The organism is Ornithinicoccus sp. (assembly GCF_057176825.1).
On record NZ_CM169976.1, the window covers coordinates 712,849 to 738,210 of the forward strand.

General features: G+C 73.0%; 22 protein-coding genes and 5 pseudogenes. 16 read left to right on the forward strand and 11 right to left on the reverse strand.

The window, feature by feature from the left end:
• Positions 1-19 precede the first annotated feature (19 nt).
• Together AC1QRC_RS03780 and AC1QRC_RS03785 are read right to left on the reverse strand one after the other, a co-directional pair.
• Positions 20-1,087: a DUF2252 domain-containing protein gene (locus tag AC1QRC_RS03780; RefSeq protein WP_484205495.1), complete on the reverse strand. Its 1,068-nt coding sequence runs from the start codon at positions 1,085-1,087 to the stop codon at positions 20-22.
• Positions 1,088-1,109: 22 nt separating this feature from the next.
• A pseudogene (locus AC1QRC_RS03785) lies at positions 1,110-1,418 on the reverse strand (DUF2252 family protein); the annotation flags it as partial.
• Positions 1,419-1,473: 55 nt separating this feature from the next.
• On the opposite strand from AC1QRC_RS03785, the gene AC1QRC_RS03790 reads away from it, so the two are divergent.
• The 3 genes and pseudogenes from AC1QRC_RS03790 to AC1QRC_RS03800 all read left to right on the forward strand — a co-directional run bounded on the left by AC1QRC_RS03790 (position 1,474) and on the right by AC1QRC_RS03800 (position 3,920).
• On the forward strand, positions 1,474-2,124 hold the full coding sequence (locus AC1QRC_RS03790; RefSeq protein WP_484205496.1) for an N-acetyltransferase family protein: 651 nt from the start codon (positions 1,474-1,476) through the stop codon (positions 2,122-2,124).
• A gap of 892 nt (positions 2,125-3,016) precedes the next feature.
• Positions 3,017-3,574, forward strand: a pseudogene (locus tag AC1QRC_RS03795) (DUF222 domain-containing protein); the annotation flags it as partial.
• A 61-nt stretch (positions 3,575-3,635) separates the two neighbouring features.
• Positions 3,636-3,920, forward strand: coding sequence for an HNH endonuclease signature motif containing protein (locus tag AC1QRC_RS03800; protein WP_484204282.1), 285 nt, complete (start codon positions 3,636-3,638; stop codon positions 3,918-3,920).
• 58 nt (positions 3,921-3,978) lie between these two features.
• Here AC1QRC_RS03800 and AC1QRC_RS03805 read toward each other — a convergent pair.
• Positions 3,979-4,958: pseudogene (locus AC1QRC_RS03805) on the reverse strand (GAP family protein).
• Between AC1QRC_RS03805 and AC1QRC_RS03810 the strand changes: the two are divergent.
• The 3 genes and pseudogenes from AC1QRC_RS03810 to AC1QRC_RS03820 all read left to right on the forward strand — a co-directional run bounded on the left by AC1QRC_RS03810 (position 4,951) and on the right by AC1QRC_RS03820 (position 6,795).
• On the forward strand, positions 4,951-5,460 hold the full coding sequence (locus AC1QRC_RS03810; protein ID WP_484205497.1) for a hypothetical protein: 510 nt from the start codon (positions 4,951-4,953) through the stop codon (positions 5,458-5,460). The pseudogene AC1QRC_RS03805 and the gene AC1QRC_RS03810 overlap by 8 nt on opposite strands.
• A 171-nt stretch (positions 5,461-5,631) precedes the next feature.
• Entirely contained in the window at positions 5,632-6,144 is a 513-nt protein-coding gene (locus AC1QRC_RS03815; RefSeq protein ID WP_484205498.1) for a sensor histidine kinase, read from the forward strand.
• 56 nt (positions 6,145-6,200) lie between these two features.
• A pseudogene (locus AC1QRC_RS03820) lies at positions 6,201-6,795 on the forward strand (response regulator).
• A gap of 110 nt (positions 6,796-6,905) precedes the next feature.
• Here AC1QRC_RS03820 and AC1QRC_RS03825 read toward each other — a convergent pair.
• The 5 genes and pseudogenes from AC1QRC_RS03825 to AC1QRC_RS03845 form a co-directional block, all read right to left on the reverse strand.
• Positions 6,906-8,252 carry an APC family permease gene (locus AC1QRC_RS03825; protein ID WP_484205499.1) on the reverse strand — a complete coding sequence of 449 codons (1,347 nt, stop codon included), beginning with the start codon at positions 8,250-8,252 and terminating at the stop codon, positions 6,906-6,908.
• Positions 8,249-8,644, reverse strand: a complete 396-nt coding sequence (locus AC1QRC_RS03830; RefSeq protein ID WP_484205500.1) for a cell wall-binding repeat-containing protein — start codon at positions 8,642-8,644, stop codon at positions 8,249-8,251. Before AC1QRC_RS03830 ends, AC1QRC_RS03825 begins: the two co-directional genes overlap by 4 nt.
• A pseudogene (locus tag AC1QRC_RS03835) lies at positions 8,631-8,693 on the reverse strand (hypothetical protein); the annotation flags it as partial. The gene AC1QRC_RS03830 and the pseudogene AC1QRC_RS03835, both read right to left, overlap by 14 nt.
• A complete protein-coding gene (locus AC1QRC_RS03840) occupies positions 8,675-9,745 on the reverse strand; it encodes a S8 family serine peptidase (protein ID WP_484205501.1) in 1,071 nt (356 codons plus the stop codon). The gene AC1QRC_RS03840 and the pseudogene AC1QRC_RS03835, both read right to left, overlap by 19 nt.
• Complete coding sequence (locus AC1QRC_RS03845) at positions 9,627-10,589, reverse strand: S8 family serine peptidase (RefSeq protein WP_484205502.1); 963 nt, start codon at positions 10,587-10,589, stop codon at positions 9,627-9,629. Before AC1QRC_RS03845 ends, AC1QRC_RS03840 begins: the two co-directional genes overlap by 119 nt.
• Positions 10,590-10,679: 90 nt before the next feature.
• Between AC1QRC_RS03845 and AC1QRC_RS03850 the strand changes: the two genes are divergently transcribed.
• The 8 genes from AC1QRC_RS03850 (at position 10,680) to AC1QRC_RS03885 (ending at position 18,585) form a co-directional block, all read left to right on the forward strand.
• A complete protein-coding gene (locus AC1QRC_RS03850; protein WP_484205503.1) occupies positions 10,680-12,695 on the forward strand; it encodes an MMPL family transporter in 2,016 nt (671 codons plus the stop codon).
• Positions 12,696-12,755: 60 nt separating this feature from the next.
• The gene (locus AC1QRC_RS03855) at positions 12,756-13,103 is read left to right on the forward strand and encodes a PadR family transcriptional regulator (RefSeq protein WP_484205504.1); all 348 of its coding nucleotides are present in this window, start codon (positions 12,756-12,758) and stop codon (positions 13,101-13,103) included.
• Positions 13,100-13,855 carry an HAAS signaling domain-containing protein gene (locus tag AC1QRC_RS03860; RefSeq protein ID WP_484205505.1) on the forward strand — a complete coding sequence of 252 codons (756 nt, stop codon included), beginning with the start codon at positions 13,100-13,102 and terminating at the stop codon, positions 13,853-13,855. The genes AC1QRC_RS03855 and AC1QRC_RS03860 overlap by 4 nt, the downstream gene beginning before the upstream one ends.
• 103 nt (positions 13,856-13,958) lie before the next feature.
• Positions 13,959-14,978, forward strand: coding sequence for an NAD(P)-dependent alcohol dehydrogenase (locus AC1QRC_RS03865; RefSeq protein WP_484206570.1), 1,020 nt, complete (start codon positions 13,959-13,961; stop codon positions 14,976-14,978).
• A 15-nt stretch (positions 14,979-14,993) separates the two neighbouring features.
• A complete protein-coding gene (locus AC1QRC_RS03870) occupies positions 14,994-16,475 on the forward strand; it encodes a UDP-N-acetylmuramoyl-L-alanyl-D-glutamate--2,6-diaminopimelate ligase (protein ID WP_484205506.1) in 1,482 nt (493 codons plus the stop codon).
• Between the two features lie 27 nt (positions 16,476-16,502).
• Complete coding sequence (locus AC1QRC_RS03875) at positions 16,503-17,387, forward strand: DUF5926 family protein (protein WP_484205507.1); 885 nt, start codon at positions 16,503-16,505, stop codon at positions 17,385-17,387.
• A 38-nt stretch (positions 17,388-17,425) separates the two neighbouring features.
• On the forward strand, positions 17,426-18,217 hold the full coding sequence (locus tag AC1QRC_RS03880; protein ID WP_484205508.1) for a glycosyltransferase: 792 nt from the start codon (positions 17,426-17,428) through the stop codon (positions 18,215-18,217).
• Positions 18,214-18,585: a nitroreductase family deazaflavin-dependent oxidoreductase gene (locus AC1QRC_RS03885; RefSeq protein ID WP_484205509.1), complete on the forward strand. Its 372-nt coding sequence runs from the start codon at positions 18,214-18,216 to the stop codon at positions 18,583-18,585. Before AC1QRC_RS03880 ends, AC1QRC_RS03885 begins: the two co-directional genes overlap by 4 nt.
• Before the next feature lie 54 nt (positions 18,586-18,639).
• On the opposite strand, the gene AC1QRC_RS03890 is transcribed toward AC1QRC_RS03885, so the two are convergent.
• Together AC1QRC_RS03890 and AC1QRC_RS03895 are read right to left on the reverse strand one after the other, a co-directional pair.
• Positions 18,640-19,971, reverse strand: a complete 1,332-nt coding sequence (locus tag AC1QRC_RS03890) for a YjiH family protein (RefSeq protein ID WP_484205510.1) — start codon at positions 19,969-19,971, stop codon at positions 18,640-18,642.
• 55 nt (positions 19,972-20,026) lie between these two features.
• Entirely contained in the window at positions 20,027-22,141 is a 2,115-nt protein-coding gene (locus AC1QRC_RS03895) for a hypothetical protein (RefSeq protein WP_484205511.1), read from the reverse strand.
• Positions 22,142-22,222: 81 nt separating this feature from the next.
• Between AC1QRC_RS03895 and AC1QRC_RS03900 the strand changes: the two genes are divergently transcribed.
• Positions 22,223-22,714, forward strand: coding sequence for a DUF4446 family protein (locus AC1QRC_RS03900; protein ID WP_484205512.1), 492 nt, complete (start codon positions 22,223-22,225; stop codon positions 22,712-22,714).
• 12 nt (positions 22,715-22,726) lie between these two features.
• Here AC1QRC_RS03900 and AC1QRC_RS03905 read toward each other — a convergent pair whose 3' ends face one another.
• Entirely contained in the window at positions 22,727-23,920 is a 1,194-nt protein-coding gene (locus tag AC1QRC_RS03905; RefSeq protein ID WP_484205513.1) for a diacylglycerol/lipid kinase family protein, read from the reverse strand.
• Positions 23,921-24,039: 119 nt separating this feature from the next.
• Between AC1QRC_RS03905 and serS the strand changes: the two genes are divergently transcribed.
• On the forward strand, positions 24,040-25,311 hold the full coding sequence (serS, locus tag AC1QRC_RS03910; RefSeq protein ID WP_484205514.1) for a serine--tRNA ligase: 1,272 nt from the start codon (positions 24,040-24,042) through the stop codon (positions 25,309-25,311).
• Positions 25,312-25,362 lie beyond the last annotated feature (51 nt).

Genomic DNA, 25,362 nt, shown 5'->3' on the forward strand with positions numbered 1-25,362 from the left:
GTCTCCGCGGGGGCGAGTCTCAGACGCCGTGCTCGGCCGGCACCCGTCCGCTGCGGACCGCCTGCTCCAGGGCGGCATAGTCGCGCTCGGCCTGGTCGGCATACGCGGTCGCCCACGTGGCCACTGCCTCCTCGAACCGCTCGGACCCGCCCAGGTAGCCACTGGCCACGGCCCCGCCCGGGCTCTGGCTGTGCGCCCGCGCCAGCACCTGACCGCACAGGGTGACGTAGGCGCGGTAGGCCTGCGGCTTCAGGCCGCTGAGCTCGACCGAGCCCTTCATATCGCGGAACTGGCGCCAGTAGTAGTCGACGGGTGGGCGGTCGGCGCGGTCCCCGGCATACCCGGTGATCCAGCCGAGGAACGGGTCCGACTGGGCCTGCAGGATCCGCTGGGTGCCCACCACCCGGTGCCCCTCCCGACCGGTGCCGGCCGGCGCGAACCCTGCCGGCGGTGACCACGGGATCCCGCCGTAGGTCTCCAGCACCGACGGCGGAGCCTCCTTGGCCTGGATGAAGAGCGGCTCGTGCGAGGGGCCCTCCAGGAGCAGGACGTAGCACCGGGTGCCGACCGAGCCGACCCCCACCACGCGGAGCACGTAGTCGCGGAAGGTGAACTGCGAGACCAGCAGCGAGGTGTCGGCACGCAGCGTCGTCCGGTAGTTCTCGAAGAGTTTGATCACGTCGGCGTCCGCGGCGTGGTCGACGTGTTGGGCTACCGGCGGCTGGTCCTGGATGCGCAGCACGCCGTCGGCATCCTTGACCGCCAACTTGCGCAGGACCTGGTCGGAGGTCCGGCCCCGGGCCTTCTTCACCGACTTGTGGATGACCTTCTGCGCGGCGGAGGTGGCCACCTGCTCGAGCCAGTCGGTCTCGACCTGGAAGTAGTAGCGCTGCAGCGCCGTCATGGTGTGCAGCCGGCGCAGGGCCCCCCGGTAGCCGCGAACGGCACTGACGGCCGCCTCCCGGCACTGCTCCTCGGTCAGCCCGTTGTCGCGTCCCCCCACCACGACGCTGGCCGCCAGGCGCTTGACGTCCCACTCCCACGGGGCCACGGACGCCTCGTCGAAGTCGTTCAGGTCGAAGAGCACCCGTCGCTCCGGGCTGGCGAAGGAGGCCGAAGTTGGAGATGTGGGCGTCGCCGCAGGCCACGATGTGGGTGCCGCAGCGGGCGTTGCCGGACAGGTCGTGCGCCATCAGCGCGGCGGTCCCGCGGAAGAACGCGAACGGCGACTGCAGCATCCGCCCCATGCGCACCGGCACCAGGTCGGGCAGCCGGTCGGCGTTCTGCTGCTCCAGGATCGTGACCGGGTCCCGGTCGTCCACCTCGAGCCGGGCCTGGCCCGAGCGCGGCAACGTGGCGCGCAGGCTCTTGCCGCGCGCCCGGGACTCGGTCAGCAGGGGAGCTGAGGTGGGCGGCATCGGACCTCCTCGCGTGGGGTGAGGACAAACTACTCCCGGGTGACAGGATGGGTCGATGGCTCTCGACGTGCGTCCGTTCCGGCCTGCTGACCGGTCGGCGTTGTCTGAACTGTTCCGGTACGCGGGCGAGGGCTCGCCTACCGGGTCGCTGTGGGACCACCCGGCCTCCGAGGCCCAGATCTACCTCGATCCGTATGTCGATCTGGAGCCCGAGTCGGTGTTCGTCGCCGAGGTCGACGGTGCCCTGGTCGGCTATCTGACGGGGTGCCTGGACACGGCGTCCTTCCCGGGCGAGGACGCGCGGATGGTGGCGGCCATCCGCGAGCACCGGCTGGTGCTGAAGCGCGGCCCGCGGTCCTTCTTCCTCCGCGCCGGACTCGACTCGCTCCGGATCCGACTGCGCCGGCAGCCGACCGCGGGGGAGTTCACCGATCCCCGGTGGCCCGCCCACCTGCACATCAACGTCGCGCCCGCGGCTCGGGGGACCGGTGCTGCGCAGGGCCTGATGCGGTGCTGGCTGGACCGGGTCGAGCAGGCCGGGGTCGCGGGGTGTCACCTGCAGACGCTGGTCGAGAACACGCGCGCCGTGCGGTTCTTCGAACGGTCCGGGTTCGTGCCCTTCGGGCCGACGCCGCAGGTGCCTGGCATGCGCTACGAGGGTGCCGTGCTGCACCAGCTAACGATGGTGCGGCCGGGTCCCGGCTGAGCTCCCGGGTGGCCGGGCGCCGCTCCGCGGCGAGGCTGCCGCTCCGCGCGAGCGGCTCGGCCCCGGCCTTCGCCCATGCCCCTCGGATCTCGGCGTTTGTGCTGGTCAGGTGTTTTGTCGGTGGTCGGGTTTAGGGTGGACGCATGATCGATAGGTGGGGTGGTGTCGTGGCCCGGGTGGGGTACCCGGGCCGGCAGGCTGCCCCCGCACAGGTGACCGGGGACAGTGCCCCGCAGCGCACCGGGGGAAGTGTCGCGCCGGAGCTGTCGGACCCTGTCGCCGGGGCGATAGCCAGCGTGGCCCCCAACGGCATTTGTGCAGGTCAGGTGCTCTGTCAGTGGTCGCCTCTAGGGTGGACGCATGATCGATAGGTGGGGTGGCGCAGTGGCCCGGGTCGGGTACCCGGGCCGGCAGGCTGCCCCCGAACACGCGACCGGGGAGGGCGCCCCCAACACCGTTGGGCAGCGGGCCCCACAGCCCGGCGGGAAGCCCACCGGGGAGGGCGCCCTGCCGAGCACCGGGGGGAGCGTCGCGCGGGAGTTGGCGGACTCGGTCGCTGGCGCGGTGGCCGACGTGACCGTGTTGCCGGTGCTGGCCGACGCGATCGGTGATGCGACCCGGTCGTTGTCCCGGGCCCGGGCCAGCCTGCCGCTGTTGGTGCGGTCCGCCGATGGTGACCTCTCGGACCGGTTGGACGAGCTGGACACCGCCCGCCGCGACCTCGAACGACTCACCCTGCCAGTGCTGATCGAGGTCATCAGCCGGGGCCTGCCCGGCGACGAAGGCCTGGGCGTGCGGGACTGGGTCGCGGTCCGGTGCCCGTGGCTGTCCCGGCCCGAGATCAACGACCTGGTCACCGTCGCCGAGGACACCACGACCCCCGCGCACGCCCCGGTCCACCAAGCACTGGCCCAGGGGCGAGTTGCCGTTGCGCCGGGCCGCCCGGGTGATCCGGGCCCTGGGCCGGGTCGCCCCGGCCGTGGACGACCCCGGCGTGTACGCCCAGGACGTGGAGGTCCTGCTCGGGGTGGCGACCGACCCGGACTACACCGACGCCGACCTGAAGAAAGTCACCGACAAACTGATCGACGTCGCCCTGCCGGAGAAAGAAGCCGAGGACCAAGCCCGCTCCGCCCGGGCCATGCGCGGCATCCACGAGTCCTCCCTGGCCGATGGCACCCTGACCCGGTTCATCATCACCTGCGACGCCGAGGGCGCCGCGTTCTTCCGCCAGGTCATGAACTCCCCGCTGGCCGCGCCCGCCCCCGACGCCGACGGCCCGGACCCCCGCACCGGCACCCAACGCCGCTACGACGCCCTGATCACCATCCTCGGCCGCGGCATCGGCGCCCCCCACGGCACCCCCGGCACCGCCAAAGCCAAACTGCTCCTGACGGTCAACTGGGACCTGCTCACCGGCATGCTCACCGGGTCCGGACACACCCTGACCGGGGAGAACCCTGTCCCCGGCCACCGCCCGCAAACTCGCCTGCACCGCCGACCTCGTCCCGATGATCCTGGACAAAGACGGCCACACCATCGAAACCATCACCCCCACCCGCTACGCCACCGAGAACCAACAACTCACCCTCTGGAAACGCGACAAACACTGCACCTACCCCGGCTGCACCATCCCCGCCCAATGGTGCGACGCCCACCACATCACCTGGTGGTCCCGCGGCGGCAAAACCTACCTCCTCAACCTCGCCCTCCTCTGCGGACGACACCACACCCTCGTCCACGACAAAGACCTCACCGCCACCATCGACAAGACCGGCGTCACCTGGCACGTATGACCACCCCGCCCCACACCCGGCCACACCAGCCGGGCCACAGGCATGTCCGGGGTCAGGGTCAGCCGAGACCGTCGAGGAAGTCCAGGATCTCGGGCATCCGGCTGACGGCGTCGCGGGCGATCAGGAAGCCCAGGATGCCGACGATCCACGCCGTCATCTCGCCGCCACTCTTCTCCATCCACCGGGCGATCCGCTGCAGCAGCGGGTCGACGACCCGGTGGGCGACCAGCCGGCCGGTCAGGAGGACGAGCGCCGGCAGGATCATCACGAGGCAGTAGAGTCCCCAGCGCGCCGACCTGCTCGGGGACGTCGAAGTCCCGAGGTGCCCAGCAGCCCGATCGCCGCCGAGGTAGGGCAGCATCGTGGCGACCTCCACCAGTGGCCGCGCCGAGGGCGAGCGTGACCAGGCTCGCCGAGGCCTCCGTCGCCCTGCTGGCCCAGGGCACGCTCGCGCCACCGGGTCAGCCGACCGGGGGTCCTGGCTCCATCGCCGTCTGCGTCGACCTCCGGACGTTGCTTGCCGATGAAGAAGCTCCACACCAGCAGACCGACGCCGAGGACCAGCTGTGCCCGCAGGAAGATCGGGTTCTCCGCGAGGCCGTTCAGCTGATCGAGCAGGGCACCCATCCCGAACAGCAAGGCGACACCGACGCCGAGGTAGAACGCGGCCACCGTGCCCAGGAAGACGAGCACCCGGCCGACCGGGACTCGCCCGGGCGCGAGCAGGAACCAGATGGGGATGAGCAGGGTGCCGAAGCTGGTGGAGTCGATCAGGGCCAGCACGAGCAGCGTGCCGGCGAGTGCGAACGTCATGCCGCCATGGTGCGGGCGCACCCACCGGGGCGGTCGTCGGCCCTCCGAACGAAACCTCGAGGACCGGGCGATGCGACTTTCGACCGATACTGCGTGCGTGCCGGCCTGTGCTGGGATAGCAGCATGGACACCCCGCTCAGCCTGTGGCGACGGCTGCGCGCGGAGCCTGGCCGCCGGGACGCGGTGGACGCCGCGGCCACGGCGGTCGCTGGGGCTGGTGCTCATCCCGCTCGGGATGGTCGACGTCGTCGGCGGGGCGTCGTGGTCGCTGCCGGAGTGGGCGCAAGGGCGGTGGTGGCACGCGGTGCCGCTGCTCGCAGGGTCCCTGGCGCTGCTCGCCAAGCGACGGCGCCCGGTCGCCGTCACCGCGATCGTCGTGCCGCTGCTGGCGATCGACGTCTACCTCGGTGGCAGCATCGGGATGTATGTCGTGCTGGTCGACGCGCTGTACTGCCTGGTGCTGCACACCCGTGCGGCGTGGGTCCGCCCGGCCATCATCGCGATCGCCGTGCCGATCGCCGTGGCCCCGGTGGTGACCTTCGTGGTCACCGGGGACCCGCGGGCGACCGCGTTCATGCTGCTGCAGTTCTTCGCGCTGCTGGGCACCCCGGTGTGGTGGGGGCTGTCGGTGCGTCAGCAGGCCGAGTTGGCCCACCTCGAGCGGGCCCGGGCCGAGGACCTGGACCGGCTCTCGGCAGCTGCACCGGGACCAGGCGGTGCGCGATGAGCGGAACCAGGATGGCCCAGGACCTGCACGATGCGCTGTCCAGCAACCTGTCGACCATCGCGATCCACTCCGGGGCCGTGCTACGCCCCGCCGGGACGATACCCGGCTCGGCGGCAGCACCGCGACCGGTCGCGGATCGAGGAGTCGCTGGTCGAGATCCGGGCGGCCAGCGTGCGGGCGCTGGAGGACCTGCGGGAGATGATCCTGCTGCTGCAGACCGACCAGGACCAGATCTCTCCGGCGGCCCACCTGGCGGACCTCGACACCCTGGTGAACTCGGCCCGGTCCACCGGTCTGCGGGTCACCGTCGACGGTGATCCCACGCGGCTGCCGCCCCTGCCCTCCGTGGTCGACCACGCGGCCTACCGGATCCTCCAGGAGAGCCTGGCGAATGCGACCAAGCACGCGCCGGGCGGCCAGGTGGTCGTCGGTGTCCGGGAGGATGGGCACCGCTTGTGCCTCGAGGTCAGCTGCCGGCGCCCCGAGCGCGGCGGCCGCGCCACGGCGCAGCGGTCATCCCGGACCGGCCGGATCGGTCACCGGGAGCGGCATGGGGCTGCGGACCATGCGCGACCGGGCCAGCACCCTGGGCGGCACGTTCGAGGCTGGGCTGGCGTGACGGAGGACGAGCGGGTCTGGGTCGTGTCGGCGGCGCTGCCCCTGAAGGAGGTGGTGGTCCGGTGACGATCCGCGTGTTGCTGGCCGACGACCATGCGGCGATCCGCTCCGGGCTGCGACTGATGCTGCAGAGCGGGGGCGACATCGAGGTCGTCGCCGAGGCCGCCGACGGCGCCGCCGCGGTCACCAACGCCCGGGCGCTGCGACCCAGACGTGGTGCTGATGGACCTGCGGATGCCGGGAACGGACGGGATCACCGCGACCCGCCAGATCGTGGACGAGGACCTCGCCCGGGTGCTGGTGCTGACCACCTACGACCTGGACGAGTACGTCTTCGGCGCGCTGCGGGCGGGTGCCGCGGGGTTCCTGCTCAAGACGGTCGAGGCCGACGCCCTGGCGGACGCGGTGCGCCGGGTGGCCGCCGGTGAGGGGGTCGTCGCCCCCGAGGTGACCCGCCGGCTGCTGGACGCCTTCGTCGCGCTGGACCCTGCCCCCGATCCCGAGCCCCCGGCCTGGCTTGCTCACCTCAGCGCCCGGGAGCGGGAGGTGGTCGGCTACCTGGCCCGCGGGATGTCCAACGCCGAGATTGGGGCAGCCATGGTGATCTCCGAGGGCACCACCAAGAGCCACGTGTCCCGGGTGCTCGGCAAGCTCGGCTGCTCCTCCCGCCTCCAGGCCGGGATCCTGGCGCGCGAGGCGGGCCTGGGTGTGGGGTAGCGGCTGGCCGGGGGCCGGGGGCCGGGGGCCGGGGTCGGGGTCGGGGTCGGGGTCGGGGTATAGGAGTGTGATCGCGGCGGCGCTGTCGGCGGGGCACCGTCGCCCCGCTGTCAGCTCGCCCGCGCGACGAGCCGCCTCAGCAGCCACAGGAGCGCCCCGGCGAACAGGACGACGCTGCCGGCCAGGACCGAGCCGGCTGGCAGCGCGACGGCCAGCACCACGCACCCCACCAGCCCCACGACGGGGACAATCCGGGGTGGCCGCCCCTCGGAGCGGGTCAGCGTGAGAGCAGCGGCGTTGGCGATGGCGTAGTAGGCGAGCACGCCGAAGGAGGAGAACCCGATCGCGCCGCGCAGGTCCGTCACGAGGACCAGCGCGATCACGGCGGCGGCCACCGCCAGCTCCGCACGGTGGGGTATGCCGTGGCGAGGGTGGACAGCAGCCAGGAGCCGCGGCAGGTGGCCGTCCCGGGCCATCGCCAGGGAGGTCCGGGAAACCCCGAGGATCAGCGCGAGCAGGGACCCGAGGGCCGCGACGGCAGCGCCGATGGTGACCACCGGCCCCAGCGCGTGGAAGGAACCGGCCTCGACCGCCGCACGCAGCGGGGCAGGACTCGCGGCGAGGCGTTCCGGGCCGAGGGCCAGCAGGACCGCCACCGCAACGAGCACGTAGATACACAGGGTGATCAGGAGCGCGATCGAGATGGCGCGCGGGATGGTCCGGGAGGGGTCGCGCACCTCTTCCCCGAGGGTGGCGATCCGGGCGTAGCCAGCGAAGGCGAAGAAGAGCAGGCCGGCCGATTCCAGGACGCCCCACACCTCCAGGACGCCCCACACCTCCAGGCCGGCGCGCACGTCCAGGCCGTCGCGCGCCTCGAGGACGCCAGCGGCACCGGTGTCGCCGCTGGGCGACAGCGCTGCGGACAGGTGGCCGGCGTCCGCCGTGCCGCCGGCCAGCGCGGCCAGCACGACGAGGGTGAGCACGCACAGCGTGGACACCACGATGACGCGGGTCAGGCGTGCCGACTTCTGCACCCCGGCGTAGTTCACCGCCGTCAACCCGACCACGGCGGCCACCGCCGCGGGACGGGCGAGGTCGGGCACGGCATACGTGGCGAAGGTCAGCGCCATGGCGGCGCAACTGGCCGTCTTGCCGACCACGAACGCCCACCCCGCCAGGTAGCCCCACAGGTCGCCGAGCCGGCGTCGGCCGTAGACATAGGTGCCGCCCGACTCGGGGTAGAGCGCAGCCAGGCGGGCGGACGAGGTCGCGTTGCAATAGGCGACGACCGCGGCCAGGAGTAGCCCGATCAGGAGCCCTGCCCCGGCGGCCTGCGCGGCCGGGGCGAACGAGGCGAAGACCCCTGCGCCCAGCATGGCGCCCAGCCCGAGGGTGACGGCATCGCCCAGACCGAGGCGACGCTCCAGGCGCCGGTCGCCACGGCCGGGCCCGGTCACCGGATGGCGCCCAGTGCCCTGCGCACGTCCTCACTCACGGCGGTGGCCCCGCCGAGGACGTAGCCGATCTCGACAGCGCCTAGCGACTCGACCACCGCTTCGGTCGGGGCGGACAGGGCACCGGGCCGGGTGAGCAGCACCGGGGAGTCCGTGGCACCGGCCAGGGCCGCCCCCGCCACGGCGTCCGGCCAGTTCAGGCCCGAGGCGACGGCATACCGGTCCGGGTCGGTGAACCGCTCGGCGACCAGGGCCGCGGTCCGGTAGCGGTCCGTTCCGGTGATCCGCTCCGACCGTCCCGTAGTCGGCCAGCTCGTCAGCGACGGCGCGGGAGACCGCGGACTCGCCCCCGAGGACGACGATCGACTGCGGGGCGAGCTCGGCCAGGGCGGCACGCGTCTCCGGGGGCAGCGTCGCGGTGCGGGTCAGCAGGACCGGGGCCGCCTCGGAGCCTGCCGCGGCCGACCCGGCCAGCGCGTCGGGGAAGTCGGTGCCCACAGCGACGAAAACGGTGCCCCCGGGCGCTGCCGTGCTCGATGGCGACGGCGGCCGCCGTGCCGTAGCGGTTGGCACCGTAGACCCGGGTCACCGGCCCACCCGTGACGGCACCGATCTGGGTGAGCACTGTCGACGCCACTGCGCTCTCGCCGCCGACCACGACGACCCGGTCTGGGATCCAGCCGGGCCAGCGCGTCGGCCGTGGCGCCGGGCAACTGGGCGGGTCGGGTGAGGAGCACCGGGGCGTCCTGGTCACCGGCGGCCGCCGCGACCGTCAGGGCGTCCGGGAAGGAGTCGCCCGTCGCGACGAACACGGTGTGCGCTCCGGCGGGGAACTCCCGGGACACCGCGGCAGCGGTCGCGTACCGGTCCCGACCGGACAGGCGCACCACGGTCTGGTCGGCCGCCGTGGTCAGGGCGGCGAGCACGTCAAGCCGGCCCTCGCCATACACGTTGTTGTGGCCGGCGGTGCCGCCGCAGGACAGGTCGGCGGTGTCGATGGCCGTCGCGTCGAGCGCCGCGCGGGTCGCCGGGATGTCACCGAGCAGGGAGGGCTTGGCCGCCCACAGCAGCGCCACCGCCCCCGCCACGTGCGGTGCCGCCATCGAGGTGCCGGACTTTAGCGCGTAACCATCGCCCGGCACCGTCGAGCGGACGGCGCTGCCGGGGGCGGAGATGTCCGGCTTCACGACGCCGTCCTGGCCGGCGCCGCGGCCCGAGTCGGACGCGATGGTGTGGTTGCTGCGGTAGTTGCCGACGGAGTAGGTGAGGGCGCGGCTGCCCGGGGAGGAGCTGGTGCTGCAGTGACCCGGTTGGTGGGCGTTGCCGTTGGCGAAGACCCCGAAGATGCCGGCCGCCTCCCAGGCCTCGGCGACGTCCTCACCGATCGGGTCGGTCGAGGGCCCGGTGGTGCCCCAGGAGTTGTTCACGATGTGCGGGCGGCGGGCCGGGTCCGGGTTGCTGCCGTCCCGCGCCGTCGGGGCGAGCATCCACTCCATCGACTCGATCGAGGGCGGCGTTGGTGGGGCAGCAGCCGTTCGTCGCGATCCAGGTGGCACCGGGGGCGACCCCGACCTGGTTGGCGCCACCGTCGTCCCCGACGATCGTGCCGGTCACATGGGTCCCGTGGGTCTGCCGGTCGCGCGGCGAAGGGTACGGGCTACTGCTGACGTCGAGCCAGTGGTGGTCGTGGGAGAACGCGCCGCCGCCACGGTTGCCCCGGTACTGCTCGACGAGGGCGGGGTGGTCGAACTGCACGCCGGTGTCGATGGTGCCCACGACGATCGACTGCCCCGTGACGCCGGTGGCCCAGACGTCGTCCGCGTTGATGTCGGCCACCCCCCACTCGACGGCCTGCGGCGTGGCCGACGGCGCTGGTGCGCTGTCCGGGTCCGGCGGGATCACCTCGACGGCGGGGTGTATGCCGTCAACTGCGGGGTCCTCGGCGGCTGCCTGGAGAGTCGTCGGGTCGCCTCCGCTCACCCAGACGGCGTTGCTGATCGCGAACGACTGGTAGCTCACCCCCGCCGCATCCAGCCGGGCACGGACGTCCGCCTGGCTCTCCTCCGCGGTGCTGCTCAGGGCCTCCCACACCGCCTCGCCGCGGGCCTCCCAGTCGGTCAACTGCGCGGCGTCCGCCAGGTCGGGACGTGCCGCGAAGTGGATCCAGAAGTCGGCGTTCCCCTGCGCCGTGAGGTCGCCCAGGACCTGGGCATCCACCTTCTCCCGCCACGGTGGCTCGTCAGGACCTGCCGTGCCGGGGACAGCGCCCAAGGCGGGCACCGACAGGAGGGACGCCGCCACGGCGCAGGTCAACCGGCGGGTCCGGGATCGATGGTGCACGCGTGTCTCCTCGGGGCGGAGGGGCCCGTGGCTCGCGGGCCCCTACGGCTCCGTATTGTATCCGCGCGCCCGGCGGGAGATACTCCGAGCATGAGACGTGGTCGGCGCACAGCCGTGCTGGTGGCACTGGCCGGGGTGTTGCTGGCACTTCTGGTGATTGTCGTCCTCGGGGAGGCGGAGCGCGAACCGGCGCCGACCGACTCACTGCCGGACGGCTACGACAGCACGGCCGCCACGCAGCTGCTGTCCGAGTTGCCGGAGGACGACGAGTCGGTGGCGCTGATCCTCTTCACCTCCGACGGAGGGGAGCTGGGGGAGGACCTGGAGGCGCTGGAGGAGCTGGTCAGCCCGCTCCAGCCGGCCGAGGACGGGACCGCGGCCCTGGGGATCCGCACCGTCCCGTCCGCGACGGCGACCCAGACTTCGCAGGAGGTGCGGGACCTGCGGGCCGAGCTGCGGGAAGCGGTGCCCGACGGCGTGACCGTCCAGGTGACCGGCCCGGCCGGCATCGAGGCCGACCTCGCGGGGGTATTCGAAGGGGCGGACATCCGGTTGCTCGCGGCGACCGCCTCGGTCGTCGCCCTGTTGCTGCTGGTCACCTACCGCAGCCCCGTCCTGTGGATCATCCCGCTCGCCGTCGTCGCGCTGGCCGACCGCATGGCCGCGGTCCTGGCGACGCACGTGCTGGCCTTGCTGGGGCTCCCCTGGGACGAATCGACCATCGGCATCCTGTCGGTCCTGGTGTTCGGCGCCGGGACGAACTATGCGCTGCTGCTGGTCTCCCGCTACCGGGACGAGTTGCGCGAGCACGAGGACCGCGGCGAGGCGATGCTGCTCGCCCTGCGGCGGGCCGCCGAGGCCGTGTTCGCCAGCGCGGCCACGGTGTTCGTCGGCCTGCTCACCCTGCTGCTGTCGGTCATCCCGACCACGCGGGGGCTGGGGCTGGCGTGTGCGGTGGGCATCCTCCTCGCCGCGGTGTTCGTGCTGACCGTGTTGCCCGCGGTGCTGGTCCTGTTCGGCCGCTGGGTGTTCTGGCCCCGGGTCCCGGAGGTCGGCCAGCCCGTGCTCGCCGACGCCCCGTCCCTGTGGCGCCGGGTGGGCGATGCCGTGGCCACCCGCCCCCCGGCATACATCGTCGGGACCCTGGTGGGGCTCGCGCTGCTGGCGACCGGGCTGTTCCGGATCGACCTCGGGCTGAGCACCGACGAGCAGTTCCTGGACACCCCCGAGGCGATCACGGCGGCCACCCGGCTCGCGGAGTCCTTCCCCGCGGGGACCGCAGAGCCGACGACCGTGGTGACCCGCGCGGCCGAGTCCGAGGCGGCTGCGCTGGAGGAGGAGCTGGCCGCCCTCGACGGGGTCGGGTCGGTGCGGGTCAGCCTGCAGGAAGCGGGGATCACCCGGCTGGACGTCGTGCTGGCGGACGACCCGGGCAGCCCGCAGGCCCGCGATTCCGTGCTCGCACTGCGCGAGGCGGTCGCAGACTCGCCGGACACCCACGTCGGCGGCGCGGAGGCCGAGGCGTTCGACGAGGCGGACGCGACCTCCAGGGACCGCACGCTGATCATCCCCCTCATCCTGGGCCTGGTGCTCATCGCCCTCGCGGGCATCCTGCGCTCGGTCCTCGCCCCGATCATCCTGGTGGGGTCGGTGGTGTGCACCTTCGCGGCCGCGCTGGGGATCTCCTGGTGGCTGTTCACCGGTGTCCTCGGCTTCTCGGCGTTGGACTTCGCGGTGCCGCTGCTGGCCTTCCTGTTCCTGGTGGCCCTCGGCGTGGACTACAACATCTTCCTGATCACCCGCACCCTGGAGGAGTCCCGGACACGCGGTTCCCGATCGGGCGTGCTGCGGGCCCTCGCGGCCACTGGCGGAGTCATCACCAGCGCCGGCATCCTGCTCGCCGCCGTGTTCGCGGTGCTGGGCGTGCTGCCCCTCGTCGTGCTCGCGCAGCTCGGCGTGGTGATCTGCATCGGCGTGCTACTCGACACCCTGGTCGTGCGCACTGTCCTCGTCCCGGCCATCGTGCTGACCCTCGGGGAGCGCTTTTGGTGGCCCCGGGTCGTCGCCGGGACCGCCGGCAGGACACCCGGGCGCCACCGCGCGTGACGTAGGCGCGGGCCTCCGCAACCCTTGCTCGACTGAGTCTCGCCAGGTACCGTGTGATGCATGGTACCTGGCGACAGCGCGATCCTGAGTAATCTCCGCAGGGGTGCGCTGGAGTACTGCGTGTTGGCCATGCTCCGGGGCGGGGCGCTCTACGGGCTCGACATCGCCCGCACGCTTACCCGGGACGGCGTCCTGATGTCCAGCGAGGGGACGCTCTATCCGCTGCTGGCCCGACTGCGCAAGGCGGGCCTGGTGGAGACCACCTGGCAGGAGTCCACGTCCGGGCCGCCCCGCCGCTACTACGACCTCACCGACCAGGGCGCCGCGGCGCTGGCCGCCTTCGAGCGCACCTGGGTCCCGTTCCGCACCGCGGTCGACGCCGCACTCACCGAGGGAGCAACACCGTGAACGACACGCACAGCAGGCTCATCGAGGGCTACCTCGAGGATCTCGCCCGCAGGCTCGGGGACTTGCCGGGCGAGGACCGGATGGAGGTGCTCGACGGGGTCCGGGAGCACATCGGGTCCGCGCTGGAGGGTCAGGCCGACCCCTCCGAGGCCCAGGTCCGGGCGGTGCTGGCCGAGCTCGGCAGACCCGAGGACGTCGCCCAGGAGGCCTACGCGGGACGGCCCGGGCAGTTCGGTGCCGCGGTCCCCGGCCCGCACGTCGGCGCCGGCCCGCACGCCAGCGCCGCGCCGGCCACGCCGCTGGCCAGCAGGTCGTGGGTGCCGGTGCTCGTCGCCGTACTCCAGTCCGTGGCGGTCCTGCTCGTACTCCTGGTGATCGGCGCCACCTCGGCCTTCATCACCACCGTGGAGGTCTCCGGGTCCGCCGGGTCCACCACCGAGACCGCGTACGCCACAGGCGGCACGGTCGGGGCGATGCTGGGGGCCGGGATGCTGGTGCTCCCGCTCTGGATCGTGCTGGCCCTGTTCGTCGGCAACTCCGACCTGTGGGTCCCGCGGGAGAAGGTGGCTCACCTGTTGCTGATCCCGATGGTGCTCCTGCTCATGGGGGTCCTCCCGGAGGTCGGGTATGTCGTGCTGGGGCTGAATGGGGTCTACGGCGCGGCCTGGGTCGGGACGGCGGTCTCCCTGCTGGGCGGTGGCTGGCTGCTCGTCCGGTTGACCCGCGCCGGGCGGCGCCGGGCAGCCGGTTGAGGACCTTGGTCCCTACCGACGCGGCTCAGTACGACATAGCGTCGTAGTGAGCCGCCGGTGCGGCGGCGCCACCAAGAGCGAGTGAGACAAGATGCGCGCCGTGATGTTGCAACAGTGGAAGCACGACCCTGCGCTCGTAGAGGTGCCGGATCCCGAGCCGGGGCCCGGGGAGGTGCTGCTGCGGGTCGCCGGCGCCGGCTGCTGTCACTCCGACATCCACCTCTACCGGGAGTTCGAGCCCGGGATGATGCCGTGGGAGCCGCCGTTCGTGCTGGGCCATGAGAACGCTGGTTATGCCCAGGCGCTCGGCGCCGGCGTCACCGGCGTCGAGAAGGGCGCCGCCTACCTGGTCTACGGGCCCACCGGCTGCGGTCTGTGCGCGCCGTGCCTGGAGGGGGCCGAGACCTACTGCGAGCGTGCGGCCGAGCTTCCGGCGGCAGTCGGGCTGGGACGCGACGGGGGGATGGCGGACTGCCTGGTCGTCCCTGCCCGGCACCTGGTCCCGATCGGTGACCTCGACCCGGCGCAGGCCGCGCCGCTGGCCGACGCCGCCCTGACGCCGTACCACGCTGTCAAGCGCGCCCAGTCCTACCTCGGGGCGGGGAGCACCGCCCTGGTCATCGGACTGGGAGGGCTGGGCGGCATGGCGGTGCAGCTGCTCAAGGTCCTCACCGGCGCGCAGGTCATCGCGGTCGACACCCGCCCGGCGGCGCTCGAGGCTGCGAAGGAGGCCGGGGCGGACCATGCAGTCGCGGCTGGGGAGGACGCACCGGCACAGGTCCGCGAGTTGACTGCGGGTCTGGGCTGCCATGCCGTCTTCGACTGCGTCGGGGCCGAGCAGACGCTGGCCCTGGCGGTCGCCTCCGCCCGGCATCGCTCCGCCGTCAGCATCGTCGGTATCGGCGGAGGGCAATACCCCGTCGGCTTCTTCACCGTGCCCTACGAGATGAACTTCGCCTCGACCTACTGGGGCACCCTGCCCGAGCTGACGGAGGTCGTCGCCCTGGCGCAGCGAGGGCAGATCGGGTGCCGGATCGAGCGGTTCGGCCTCGACGACGCGCTCGCGGCCTACCGGAAGCTCGAGGCGGGCGAGGTGACCGGCCGGGCGGTGGTCGTCCCCTGACTTAGTCTTGCGCCCATGAGACTCGGTGCCCTCGCTGCCGCCCTCCACCTGCCAGCCCCGGCCGGGGCGGACGCGGACCCGGAGGTCACCGGGATCACCCACCGGGCGGACTGGGCCCAGCCGGGCGACATCTTCGTGGCGATCCGGGGAGCGAAGTTCGACGGGCACGACTTCATCGACCAGGCCGCGGCGCGGGGCGCGGTCGCGGTATTCGGCGAGGGTTTGCCCGCCGGCACGGACAGCGCGCTGCCGTATGTCGTGGTGCCGACGACGCGGGCTGCGCTCGGCGACGCGGCGGCCGCGCTGGCGGGACACCCGAGCCGGGAGATGACCGTGCTCGGCATCACCGGGACCGACGGCAAGACGACCACCTCCTGCCTGACCCGACACCTGCTGCGCAGCGCGGGGCACCCGACCGGGCTGCTGTCGACGATCGGCTACGAGCTGCCCGACGGTGTGCTGCTGCAACCACCGGCACACTTCACCACCCCCGAAGCGCCACAGGTCCAGGGGATCCTGCGGGACATGGTCGCGGCCGGGGCCCGGGACGCGGTGGTCGAGGCCTCCAGTCATGCGATGGCCCTCGAACGGGTCCGCGGCGTCGACTTCGACGTCGCGATCTGGACCAACCTCACCGGGGAGCACCTGGACTTCCACGGCACGATGGAGCGCTACTTCGCCGACAAGGCCAAGCTCGTGGAGCGGGCCGCCCACGCGGTGCTCAACGCCGACGACCCGTGGACCGAGCGGCTGCTGCCCCTCGCGGCCGAGCACACGACGTACAGCGCCGACGGCGGGGAGGCCGACTGGCGGGCGACCGATGTCGTGGAGGGGCCGGACGACCTCCGCTTCGCTGTGCACGGACCGGACGGCACCGCGCCGGCGGTGCTGCCGATGATCGGTCGGTTCAACGTGGCCAACGCGCTCGCGGCGCTGGCGGGGGCGCACCGTGCCGGGGTGTCGACGGCGGAGCTGCTGGCAGGGCTGCGCACCTTCCCGGGGGTGCCCGGCCGGATGGAGATGGTGGCCCGGGAGGACGGCGACCCGCGCGTGATTGTGGACTTCGCGCACACCCCACCCAGTCTCGAGAAGGCCCTGGAGACGGTCCGGGTGACGACCGAGGGGCGGCTGTGGGTGGTGCTTGGCTCCGCCGGCGGCCCGCGCGATCCGTCCAAGCGGGCCCCGCTGGGCGAGGTCGCCACGCGGCTCGCCGACGTCGCCGTGTTCACCGAGGAGGACCACCGGGACACCCCGCTGGCCGCCATCCTCGCCGAGATGGAGCGTGGCGCCCGCGACGCGGGGCGGGACAACTTCCGCAGCATCGGCGACCGGGTCGAGGCGATCCGGCACGCCGTCGCGGAGGCGGACGCCTCCGACACCGTGGTGTTGGCCGGGAAGGGCCCGGAGCACACCCTGGAGCGGGACACCGAGACGATCCCGTGGGACGAGATGGCGCAGGCCACGGAGGCCGTGCAGCTGCGCCGGGGGCAGGTCTGAGCGCCGACCCGCCGTAGGATGCCGCGCATGGGTAAGGCATCACGACGCAAGCGCCGCGAGCAGGGCGCCACCACCAAGCAGTCCGCCACACGGGCACCGTACGTCGCGCGTCCCTTCGAGGGGTTGGCCCGCGAGACCGAGTGGGTCGCCATGCGCGAGATCATCCCCGCGGCGACCGCGCCGGTGCAGGTGACCCTGCCGGACGCCGAGCCCCGGGAGATCACCCTGGCCAGCGTGTTGCCCGGCGCCCTGCCGGCGCTGCACCGTGCCGACGGCTCCGTGCTGGTCGCGCTGCAGTCCCGCACCTCCAGCGGGGACGCCAGCCGCGACATCGTGGCGGCGATCCAGGCGGCCCTCGCGGCCGAGCCCGGCACGACGGTGCGGGCCCCGGGCAGTGCCACCGCGCAGACGCCGCGGCTGGAGGACGTCCTCACCGGCGGGCAGGACCTGGAGGTGACGGTCCACGAGGACTTCAGCTTCTGGCTGGAGGACCCCGACAACGTCACACCCGAGGTGGCGGCCTCCCTGGAGCAGACCAACGCCGCCGCCGTCCCGACCGAGCGGATCGAGGGTCAGGCCTCGGCCTACTGGTGCAAGATGGGCGAGCGGGCCTACATCCGCTGGATCCTCTCCGAGGACGAGGACGCCGCGACGACCGCCCTGGCCCGGCTGCAGGCCGCCGGAGAACACACCCTGGGTGAGGGCACCACGCTGCTGGGGGCCTTCCGCGCCGCGGGCCTGCTGGTGCCGGTCCTGGAGGTCGACCCGGCCGCCGCTCCCGCCGACCACGCCGCTGCCCTGGCCGACCTCGCCGGCCGGTATGCCGACGCGCTGGGCCGCACGGAGTCCCTCACCCCCGACGAGCGTCGGGCCCGCGACGGGCTCGTCAGCCGCCAGGTCACCCTGCGCTGAGCGGGCGACCCCATGCCGGACGGGACGCGGTGAACGAGATGGCCACCCGGGTGGCCGCGGTCGTGCCGGCCAAGGACGAGGCGGAACGCCTGGCGGCGACGCTGGCCGCCCTGCGCGAGCTGGACCAGGTGGACCTCGTCGTCGTGGTCGATGACGGCAGCACCGACGGCACCGCCCACGTGGCGGTCGAGTCCGGGGCGGCCGTCATCCGGCACCCCCGCAACCGGGGCAAGGCCGCCGCCATGGCCAGCGGCGCCGCCGAGGTCGCCAGGCAGGACGCCCTCGAGGCGGACCGTCCCGGTGGGCGGCCCGTGCCGCGCCCCCTCCTCTTCGTCGACGCCGACCTGCAGGAGAGCGCGGCGAACCTGGGCGCGCTCGCCGCGCCGGTCCTGTCCGGCTCCGCCGACATGACGATCGCGGTGTTGCCGCCCCAGCTGCGTCGGGGCGGCGGGTTCGGCCTGGTGGTGCGGATGGCCACGACCGGCATCCAGCGGCTCACCGGCTGGACCCCCACGCAGCCGTTGAGCGGGATGCGCTGCCTGAGCCGTGCGGCGTTCGAGGAGGCGCTGCCGCTCGCGGGCGGTTGGGGGGTCGAGGTCGGACTCACCGTCGACGTGCTCCGCGCGGGTGGCCGTGTGGTGGAGGTGCCGTGCGAGCTGCACCACCGCGTGACCGGTCGGGACCTGCGTGCCCAACTACACCGGGGGCGGCAGTACCGGGATGTCTGGTGGGCGCTGGCCCGCCGGGGCGCCTGGCGGCCGTCCAGGGCCACGAACCCCTCGGATACCGCCGGGCCCCAGGGCGCAGGGGACGGTGCGGGCCCGGCGTGACCGCGGACCTGAGCACCGCGCAGAGCGTCCGGATCAGCACGACCGGCCGCGTCACGGGACGCCCCCACGAGGTGCGGGTCTGGTTCGCCCTGGACCCCACGACGGACCCGACCACGCTGTATGCCATGTCGCGACACGGCACGGCGGCAGACTGGGTCGCCAATGTCCTGGCGCACCCACACGTGCAGGTCCGGGTCGGTCGCACCGCACACAGGGGGACGGCGCGGTTGGTGACCGACCCGGTCGAGAACGAGCGGGCCCGGCGGCTGGAGCACGCGAAGTACGCCCCGCGACACCGCGGCCTCGACGGCTGGTTGGAGGGTCCGGCAACAGTGGTCGCTATCGCCCTGACGCCGCTGGTTTCCTGACGCCGCTGGTTTCCTGACGCCGCTGGTCTCCCCACTGCCGTAGGGGTAGGGCGTTCAGAACAACAGGTGCGCCAGGGGGATGGTGAGGATCAGCGTGAGCATCACCCGCTGGAACCAGATGACGATCATCTGCGGCACGGTCAGCGGGATCTCGGTGGCCACCACGCACGGCACCATCGCCGAGAAGAAGATGATCTGGCTGATGCAGGTGACCGCGACCACGAACTTGACCGACATCACCGAGTCCACGACCAGCAGGGCCGGCAGGAACATCTCGGAGATGCCCAGCGCTGCGGCCTTGCCGACCAGGAGCGGCTCGGGGATCTGCAGCGCCCAGGTCACCGGGTAGAAGAGGTAGCCGATGATGTCGAAGACCGGGGTGTACTTGGCCAGGACGAGACCGAGCAGCCCGACGGACAGGATCGAGGGCAGGATGGCCATCGCCATGATCAGGCCGTCCTTGAGGTTGTCCAGGATGTTGCGCAGCAGGCCCGGTGCGGTGGACAGCACCTGGCCGGCCTCGCGCCAGGCGCCGCGCAACCGGTTGCCCGTCACCACCGGCTCGGGGTCGGGCTCGACGCCGGGGTAGTAGTCGTCGGGGATGGTCCGCAGGGGTGGCAGGTGGACGGTGATCGCGGTCACCGCGAAGGTGATGACGAGCGTGGACCAGAAGAACAGGTTCCAGTGCTGCATCAGGTCCAGCGTGTTGGCCACGACGACCATGAAGGTGGCCGAGACCGTGGAGAAGCCGACGCCGATGATCGCCGCCTCGCGTCCGGTGTAACGCCCTCCCTTGTAGACGCGGTTGGTGATCAGCAGCCCCAGCGAGTAGCTCCCGACGAACGAGGCGACGGCGTCCACCGCCGAGCGGCCCGGTGTCTTGAAGACGGGGCGCATCATCGGCTGGACCAGGACGCCGATGAACTCCATCAGGCCGTAGCCCACAAGCAATGCCAGGAACACCGCACCGAGCGGCACCAGCAGACCGACGGGGATGACCAGGCTGTTGAGCAGGAACGGTCCCATGTCGTCCTCGAACAGCCACGCCGGGCCCACGTCGAAGACCAACAGGAAGCCGACGACCATGCCGATGACCTTGGCGACCGAGAAGATCCGGCTCACCACGGTCTTGTCCCACGTGCCCGAGACGAAGGGGTAGACGGCGCCGGCGACCAACAGCGCCAGGGCGAAGTATGGCAGTGCGGAAGGGACCGTGTCCCGGATCCAGGTGACGATGTGGTCCAGCGGGATGGAGCTGCGCCCGTCGACCGTGATCGGGACGAAGAACATGAACGCCCCGACCGCGCTGAAGACGAAGAACTTCCACATGGCCGGCTGCTCTCCGGTGCCCGCGGGGGCCTGGGTGGTGCCTGGGTCAGAGCTCATGGCCTTCCCTCCGTCGGTGGTGGGCTTAGGTGCACTCCCCCCAGGCCCAAGCCGTCTAGACCGCAGCGGAATCTGGTGCCGCGTCCGGCAGCCGCAGCCGCACGGCCAGGAGCGTCGCCACGGCCACCCCGAGGCCGATCCCGACGATGGCGATTCCCGAGTCGTTCAGGGCCCAGCCGACCGCCCAGCAGATGACCAGGGCGAGGCACCCGGCATACAGCATCGGCACCTGCCAGAGCGGGGCGAGCAGCCGGCCGGGCGGGGACTCCGGGCGAAGCAGGCCCCACACCACGACGGCGAGCAGCAGCACTGCCACCCAGGCGACCGGGTAGTGCACGAGGATCCCCAGGCTGTTGTCCAGCTTGCGCAGCACGACCGTGAACGCCGTGCCGTCCAGCACGTCCTGGGCGAAGGCGCCGAGGTGGGTGCGCTGGTCGGCCGGCCGCAACCAGTCCAGGGTCATCAGTGCGGCGGAGACTGCGGCGGTCCCGGCACCGATGAGCAGCAGCCGCAGCGGGGTCAGTCGGATCCCGGCGGCGGCGAGGGCCAGGACTCCGCTGGCCACCAGCACGGCCGGCACCCCGCCGAAGTCGGCGCCCCAGCTCGGCCAGCCGTCGACGACCGCGACCGCCACCCCGAGCAGGAGGACCACCAGCCCGGCGACCCGGCCCCTGCCGAGGGAGGCGGCGAGGAAGGTGGCAAGGAGCAGCACGGCCGTCGCTACGATGCCCAGGCCGACGTTGCCCATGCCGTAGAAGCGGCCGGCCACCACCGGTTGCACCCCGAGCACGCCGACCAGGCCGAGGCGGCCGCCCCAGATCACGTCGACGCAGACGACCGCCACGGTCACGGCGGAGACGACCGCCGGGGGCCCGAGGACGGACCGGCGCCAGGGTCCGGCCCAGGCCAGTGCGGCGGTGGCGGACGCCCACCCCACGATGGTCGCCCCCAGCAGCACCCCGGCGAGGGCCTGGCTGTCGGGATGCCACCAGGGGACCAGGCCAGCCAGGAAGGTGGCCGCCGGCACGGCCGCGGCGGCGGTGGCAACCACGGCCGCGGCCTTCCGGGACCGCAGCCGGGCCAGGGCGAGCGCCCCCAGGAAGCACACGACCAGCCCGCCGAGCACCGGCCCCGCGAGCTGTTGCACCAGGGTCGCGGCAGCGGCGACGCCCCGGTCGCGGTCGGCCCGCTCCGCAGCGCCACGCTCCAATACCCACACGTGCTGCCCGGAGACGGCCGCCGGGAGCTCGTCCGGGCCGTCCGCGGCGAGCCCCAGCACGGTGGCGGTCAGGTCCGGGGTGCTCACCATGCCCCACTGGCGGGTGCTCGTGGAGCCGAGCATCCCCGCGGCCCCCTCGTGCCCGGTGAGCAGGACGGCCCGCAGGGCGGGCGTGGTGCCGGCATCCCCGAGTCCGGCCACCACGAGCAGGGTGTCCGCCGGCCACGCCCCCGAGACCCGGGCGAGCTCGGCGTCCAGGGTTGCCGGGTCCACGCCCTCCGCGGCGATGGTCTCCGGGTCGGCGAGGCCGGTGGCACCGTCGACCAGGTGCACGGCGCAGTCGGTCAGCTCGCCGTCCCAGTCGGGCAGGGCCGGGCCGAGGTCGGCCACCGCGCCCTGCGGGTCGGCCGCACCGATCCCCGCCAACGGCCCGTATGCCGAGACGCACCCGGGCTGGTCCGTCGCGAGCGCCTGCGCGAGGGTGCCCAACTGGGCGTCCAGGGGCCGGTTCGCGGTGCGTTCCAGCCAGGTGTCCCATCCGGGGAGCTGCGGCCCGTCCTGCCCGCCGTCGGACGTCGGGGCGATCGTCTGGGGCCCGCACCATCCGGCGCCGCCGCCGGGCAGGTCGGCCGCGGCACGCTGGCCGGCGCCGAGGGTGAGCCAACCGTCGGCGGCACAGGTCAGGGGGTGGGCGCCGCGCACGACCAGCACCCCCGTGGAGCCCTCCTGCCGCCAGGTGTCCAGGGTGGGGGTCTGCTGGGCGGTGATGTCGGTCCAGTCCAGCCCCGGCACCCCCACGACCACGACCGGCCCCCCGGCCGTGGTCACCGGTCGGGACTCGTCGGCGCGGTAGCCCAGCCCGGCCGCCGACCCGACCGCCCCGATGAGCAACGCTGCCAGCACGGCAGCCAGCAGGGCCCAGGCGAAGCGGCGTCCGGGCAACAGGGTCACGCGCAGGAGCCTATCCGCGCAGGCTGGGCGCGTCCTGGATGCCGGCTGCGCGGTGGCGAGCGGTCCGCATACCCTGTCCGCGTGGACCTCACACCCGAGCAGACGTCCCTGGTCGCCGGTGCCGCCGCGCTGCTCGCGGTGGTTGCCGTGCTGCTGGCCTGGCTCGCGCACCGACGGTATGCCGTTTTGCTGCGCCGGTTCGAGGTGCTGTGGGGTCAGGAGCAGGGGGACGTGGCCACCGTGCTGACTCGCCAGCAGGAGGCGCTCGCGGTCGAGCGGGCCCGGGTCGACGGGGTGGAGCGCGGTCTGGCCGGCCTGCGGGACGAGGTGTCCCAGTCGTTGCAGCATGTCGCGGTGGTGCGCTACGACGCGTTCGGCGACATGGGCGGGCGACTGTCCTTCTCCGCCGCGGTCGTCGACGACCGGGGTGACGGGATGGTGCTGAGCTCGATCCACGCCCGGGGGGAGTCCCGCACCTACGCCAAGGGGATCGTGGGGGGTCGCAGCGAGGTGACGCTCACCCCGGAGGAGCAGCAGGCGCTCGCCGCGGCACGGGAGGGCGAGGACGCCTGAGTCGGCGGCGGGTCAGGCGGTGCGCCGCACGATGAGGCTGGCAGGTGCCACCGCCACCTCCATCGCGGTGACCGGGCCGAGGGTGTCGCCGTCCAGCTGGATCTCGACCGGCTTGTTGGAGCGGATCCGGATCTCGCGGCACTGCAGGTGGTCGACCCGGTCGTGGCCGCGTCGCTGCTTGGTGGCCAGTTGCGCGACGACCGCGCCCCACCCGACGACGCCCTCCGGGGAGAGCAGCACCACGTCCATCTGACCGTCGTCCGCCTCCGCGTCCGGCAGCAGCTCCATCCCGCCCTGCAACCGCCCCACGTTGCCGACGATGACGCTGCGGACCCGGCGGTGGAAGGTCTCCTCGGACGCGTCGGTGCGGACGTCGACGCGGAACTGGGGTCCGCGCAGGTGCCGCGCCCCCGAGACCAGGTAGGCGCTCCACCCGAGGTTGGACTTCAGCTTCTCCTCGGTGTTCGCCATGACCTCTGCGTCGAATCCCAGACCCGCCATGACCAGGAAGATGTGCTCCTCCCGGGACCCGTCGGAGGTCTGGTGTGCCTCCTCGCCGTCGATTGCGTCGCGCTCGTACCCCTCGGCCAGCTCGGCGTCCGTCGGGCGGGTCAGGGTGAGCGAGCAGGTGTCGATGGGGGCGTCGCGACCGGTCAGGGCGACCTTGACGGCAGCCTCCAGGTGATCGCCCGGCAGCCAGTCCACGGGGAGGCGCAGGTTGCGCGCCAGGAGGTTCCCGGTGCCGGCGGGGAGCAGGCCCATCGGCATACCGGTGCCGGCCAGGGCGGACCCGACGACGCGCACCGTGCCGTCGCCTCCCATCGCGCAGACCAGGTCCACCCCTGCCTCGATCGCCTGGAGTGTCTGACCGCGACCGGGATCGTCCTCGGTGGTCTCCAGCCAGAGGGGCGCCGCCCACCCGTGCTCCTGGCAGACCCGTTCGACCACCCGGCGGGTCTTGGCGAGGTCGGCGAACTTCGTGGGGTTGACGACGACGGCCGCCTGCTTGCGGTCCGACGTCCCGCGCCTGGCCCCGGGGTTCGCCGCCTCGCCCGTCGCGGTGTCGGCTCCGGACGGGGCCACGCCACCGAACCGTGCCGTGACGGCGCGCTGCTCGGTGAGGACCAGCCAGATGATCAGGCCGAGGCACAGCAGGGAGAGCGCCAGCACGGCCGCCAGCGCGGCCCAGCTCGGCTCATCGGTCATCGGCGGCACCCTCCGGTCGTGGTCATCAGCACACGGTAAACCTGCCGGTAGCCGGGGGCCGCCCCAGGGCCGACGGGTATCCGGTTCGCGTCGGCGCGCCCGGTCATTAGGCTGAGGGCGTGATCGACATCCGTGTGCTCCGTGACGACCCCGAGCGGGTGCGCGCCTCGCAGCGCGCCCGCGGTGAGGACCCCGGCGTGGTGGACGCCGCGCTGCAGGCCGACCAGGGGCACCGATCCGGGCTGGCGGAGTACGAGCAGCTGCGGGCCGCGCAGAAGGCCTTCGGCAAGAAGGTCGCCGCCGCCCAGGGCGAGGAGAAGCAGGCGCTGTTGGCCGAGGTCAAGGAGACCTCGGCGCGGGTGAAGCAGCTGGAGCAGGCCAAGGACGAGGCCGCGGCGGAGCGGGAGCGGCTGCTGCGTTCCATCGGCAACGTCATCATCGACGGCGTCCCCTCCGGGGGTGAGGACGACTTCGTGGTCCTGGAGGAGCACGGCACGCCGCGCGACTTCGCCGCGGAGGGGTTCACCGCGCGGGACCACCTCGAGCTCGGCGAGATGCTCGGGGCGATCGACATGGCCCGGGGCGCCAAGGTGGCGGGGGCCCGGTTCTACTACCTCACCGGTCCCGGCGCGCGGCTGGAGAACGCGCTGCTGCAGCTCGCCCTGAAGCGGGCGCATGAGCACGGCTTCACCCAACTAGCCGTCCCGACCCTGGTCAACCCCACCACGATGGCCGGGGCAGGGTTCCTGGACGCGCACGCCGAGGAGGTCTACCGGCTGGAGTCCGACGACCTCTACCTCACCGGCACCTCGGAGGTGGCCCTGGCCGGCTACCACGCCGACGAGATCATCGACCTGACCGACGGCCCGCTGCGCTACGTGGCCCAGTCCACCTGCTACCGCCGCGAGGCCGGCAGCTACGGCAAGGACACCCGCGGCATCATCCGGGTGCACCAGTTCAACAAGGTCGAAATGTTCGTCTACTGCCGCGCCGAGGACGCCGAGGCCGAGCACGAACAGTTGCTCGCCTGGGAGCGCGGGATGCTCGACGACATGCAGGTCCCCTACCGGGTCATCGACACCGCCGCCGGGGACCTCGGCGGTCCGGCGGCCCGCAAGTTCGACTGCGAGGCGTGGGTGCCGACCCAGGAGCGCTACCGCGAGCTGACGTCGACGTCCAACTGCACGACGTTCCAGGCGCGGCGACTGGGCACCCGCGAGCGCGGCACTGACGGTGGCGGCACCCGGACCGTGGCCACGCTCAACGGCACCCTGGCCACCACCCGCTGGATGGTGGCGATCCTGGAGAACCACCAGCAGCCCGACGGTTCCGTCGTGGTCCCCGAGGTGCTGCGCCCCTTCCTCGGCCAGGACGTCCTCACCCCCCGCTGACCGACCGGCAGCGCCACCTGGCGGCCCCACACCCCGACCGAGAGCGTCATC

What these genes read in the sequence shown, in the direction of transcription:
- AC1QRC_RS03790 (WP_484205496.1), top strand. Translation starts at nt 1,474, where the DNA reads ATGGCTCTCGACGTGCGTCCGTTCCGGCCTGCTGACCGGTCGGCGTTG.
- AC1QRC_RS03800 (WP_484204282.1), top strand. Translation starts at nt 3,636, where the DNA reads ATGATCCTGGACAAAGACGGCCACACCATCGAAACCATCACCCCCACC.
- AC1QRC_RS03840 (WP_484205501.1), bottom strand. Translation starts at nt 9,745, where the DNA reads ATGGAGTGGATGCTCGCCCCGACGGCGCGGGACGGCAGCAACCCGGAC.
- AC1QRC_RS03850 (WP_484205503.1), top strand. Translation starts at nt 10,680, where the DNA reads ATGAGACGTGGTCGGCGCACAGCCGTGCTGGTGGCACTGGCCGGGGTG.
- AC1QRC_RS03855 (WP_484205504.1), top strand. Translation starts at nt 12,756, where the DNA reads ATGGTACCTGGCGACAGCGCGATCCTGAGTAATCTCCGCAGGGGTGCG.
- AC1QRC_RS03865 (WP_484206570.1), top strand. Translation starts at nt 13,959, where the DNA reads ATGTTGCAACAGTGGAAGCACGACCCTGCGCTCGTAGAGGTGCCGGAT.
- AC1QRC_RS03870 (WP_484205506.1), top strand. Translation starts at nt 14,994, where the DNA reads ATGAGACTCGGTGCCCTCGCTGCCGCCCTCCACCTGCCAGCCCCGGCC.
- AC1QRC_RS03875 (WP_484205507.1), top strand. Translation starts at nt 16,503, where the DNA reads ATGGGTAAGGCATCACGACGCAAGCGCCGCGAGCAGGGCGCCACCACC.
- AC1QRC_RS03880 (WP_484205508.1), top strand. Translation starts at nt 17,426, where the DNA reads ATGGCCACCCGGGTGGCCGCGGTCGTGCCGGCCAAGGACGAGGCGGAA.
- AC1QRC_RS03890 (WP_484205510.1), bottom strand. Translation starts at nt 19,971, where the DNA reads ATGAGCTCTGACCCAGGCACCACCCAGGCCCCCGCGGGCACCGGAGAG.
- AC1QRC_RS03905 (WP_484205513.1), bottom strand. Translation starts at nt 23,920, where the DNA reads ATGACCGATGAGCCGAGCTGGGCCGCGCTGGCGGCCGTGCTGGCGCTC.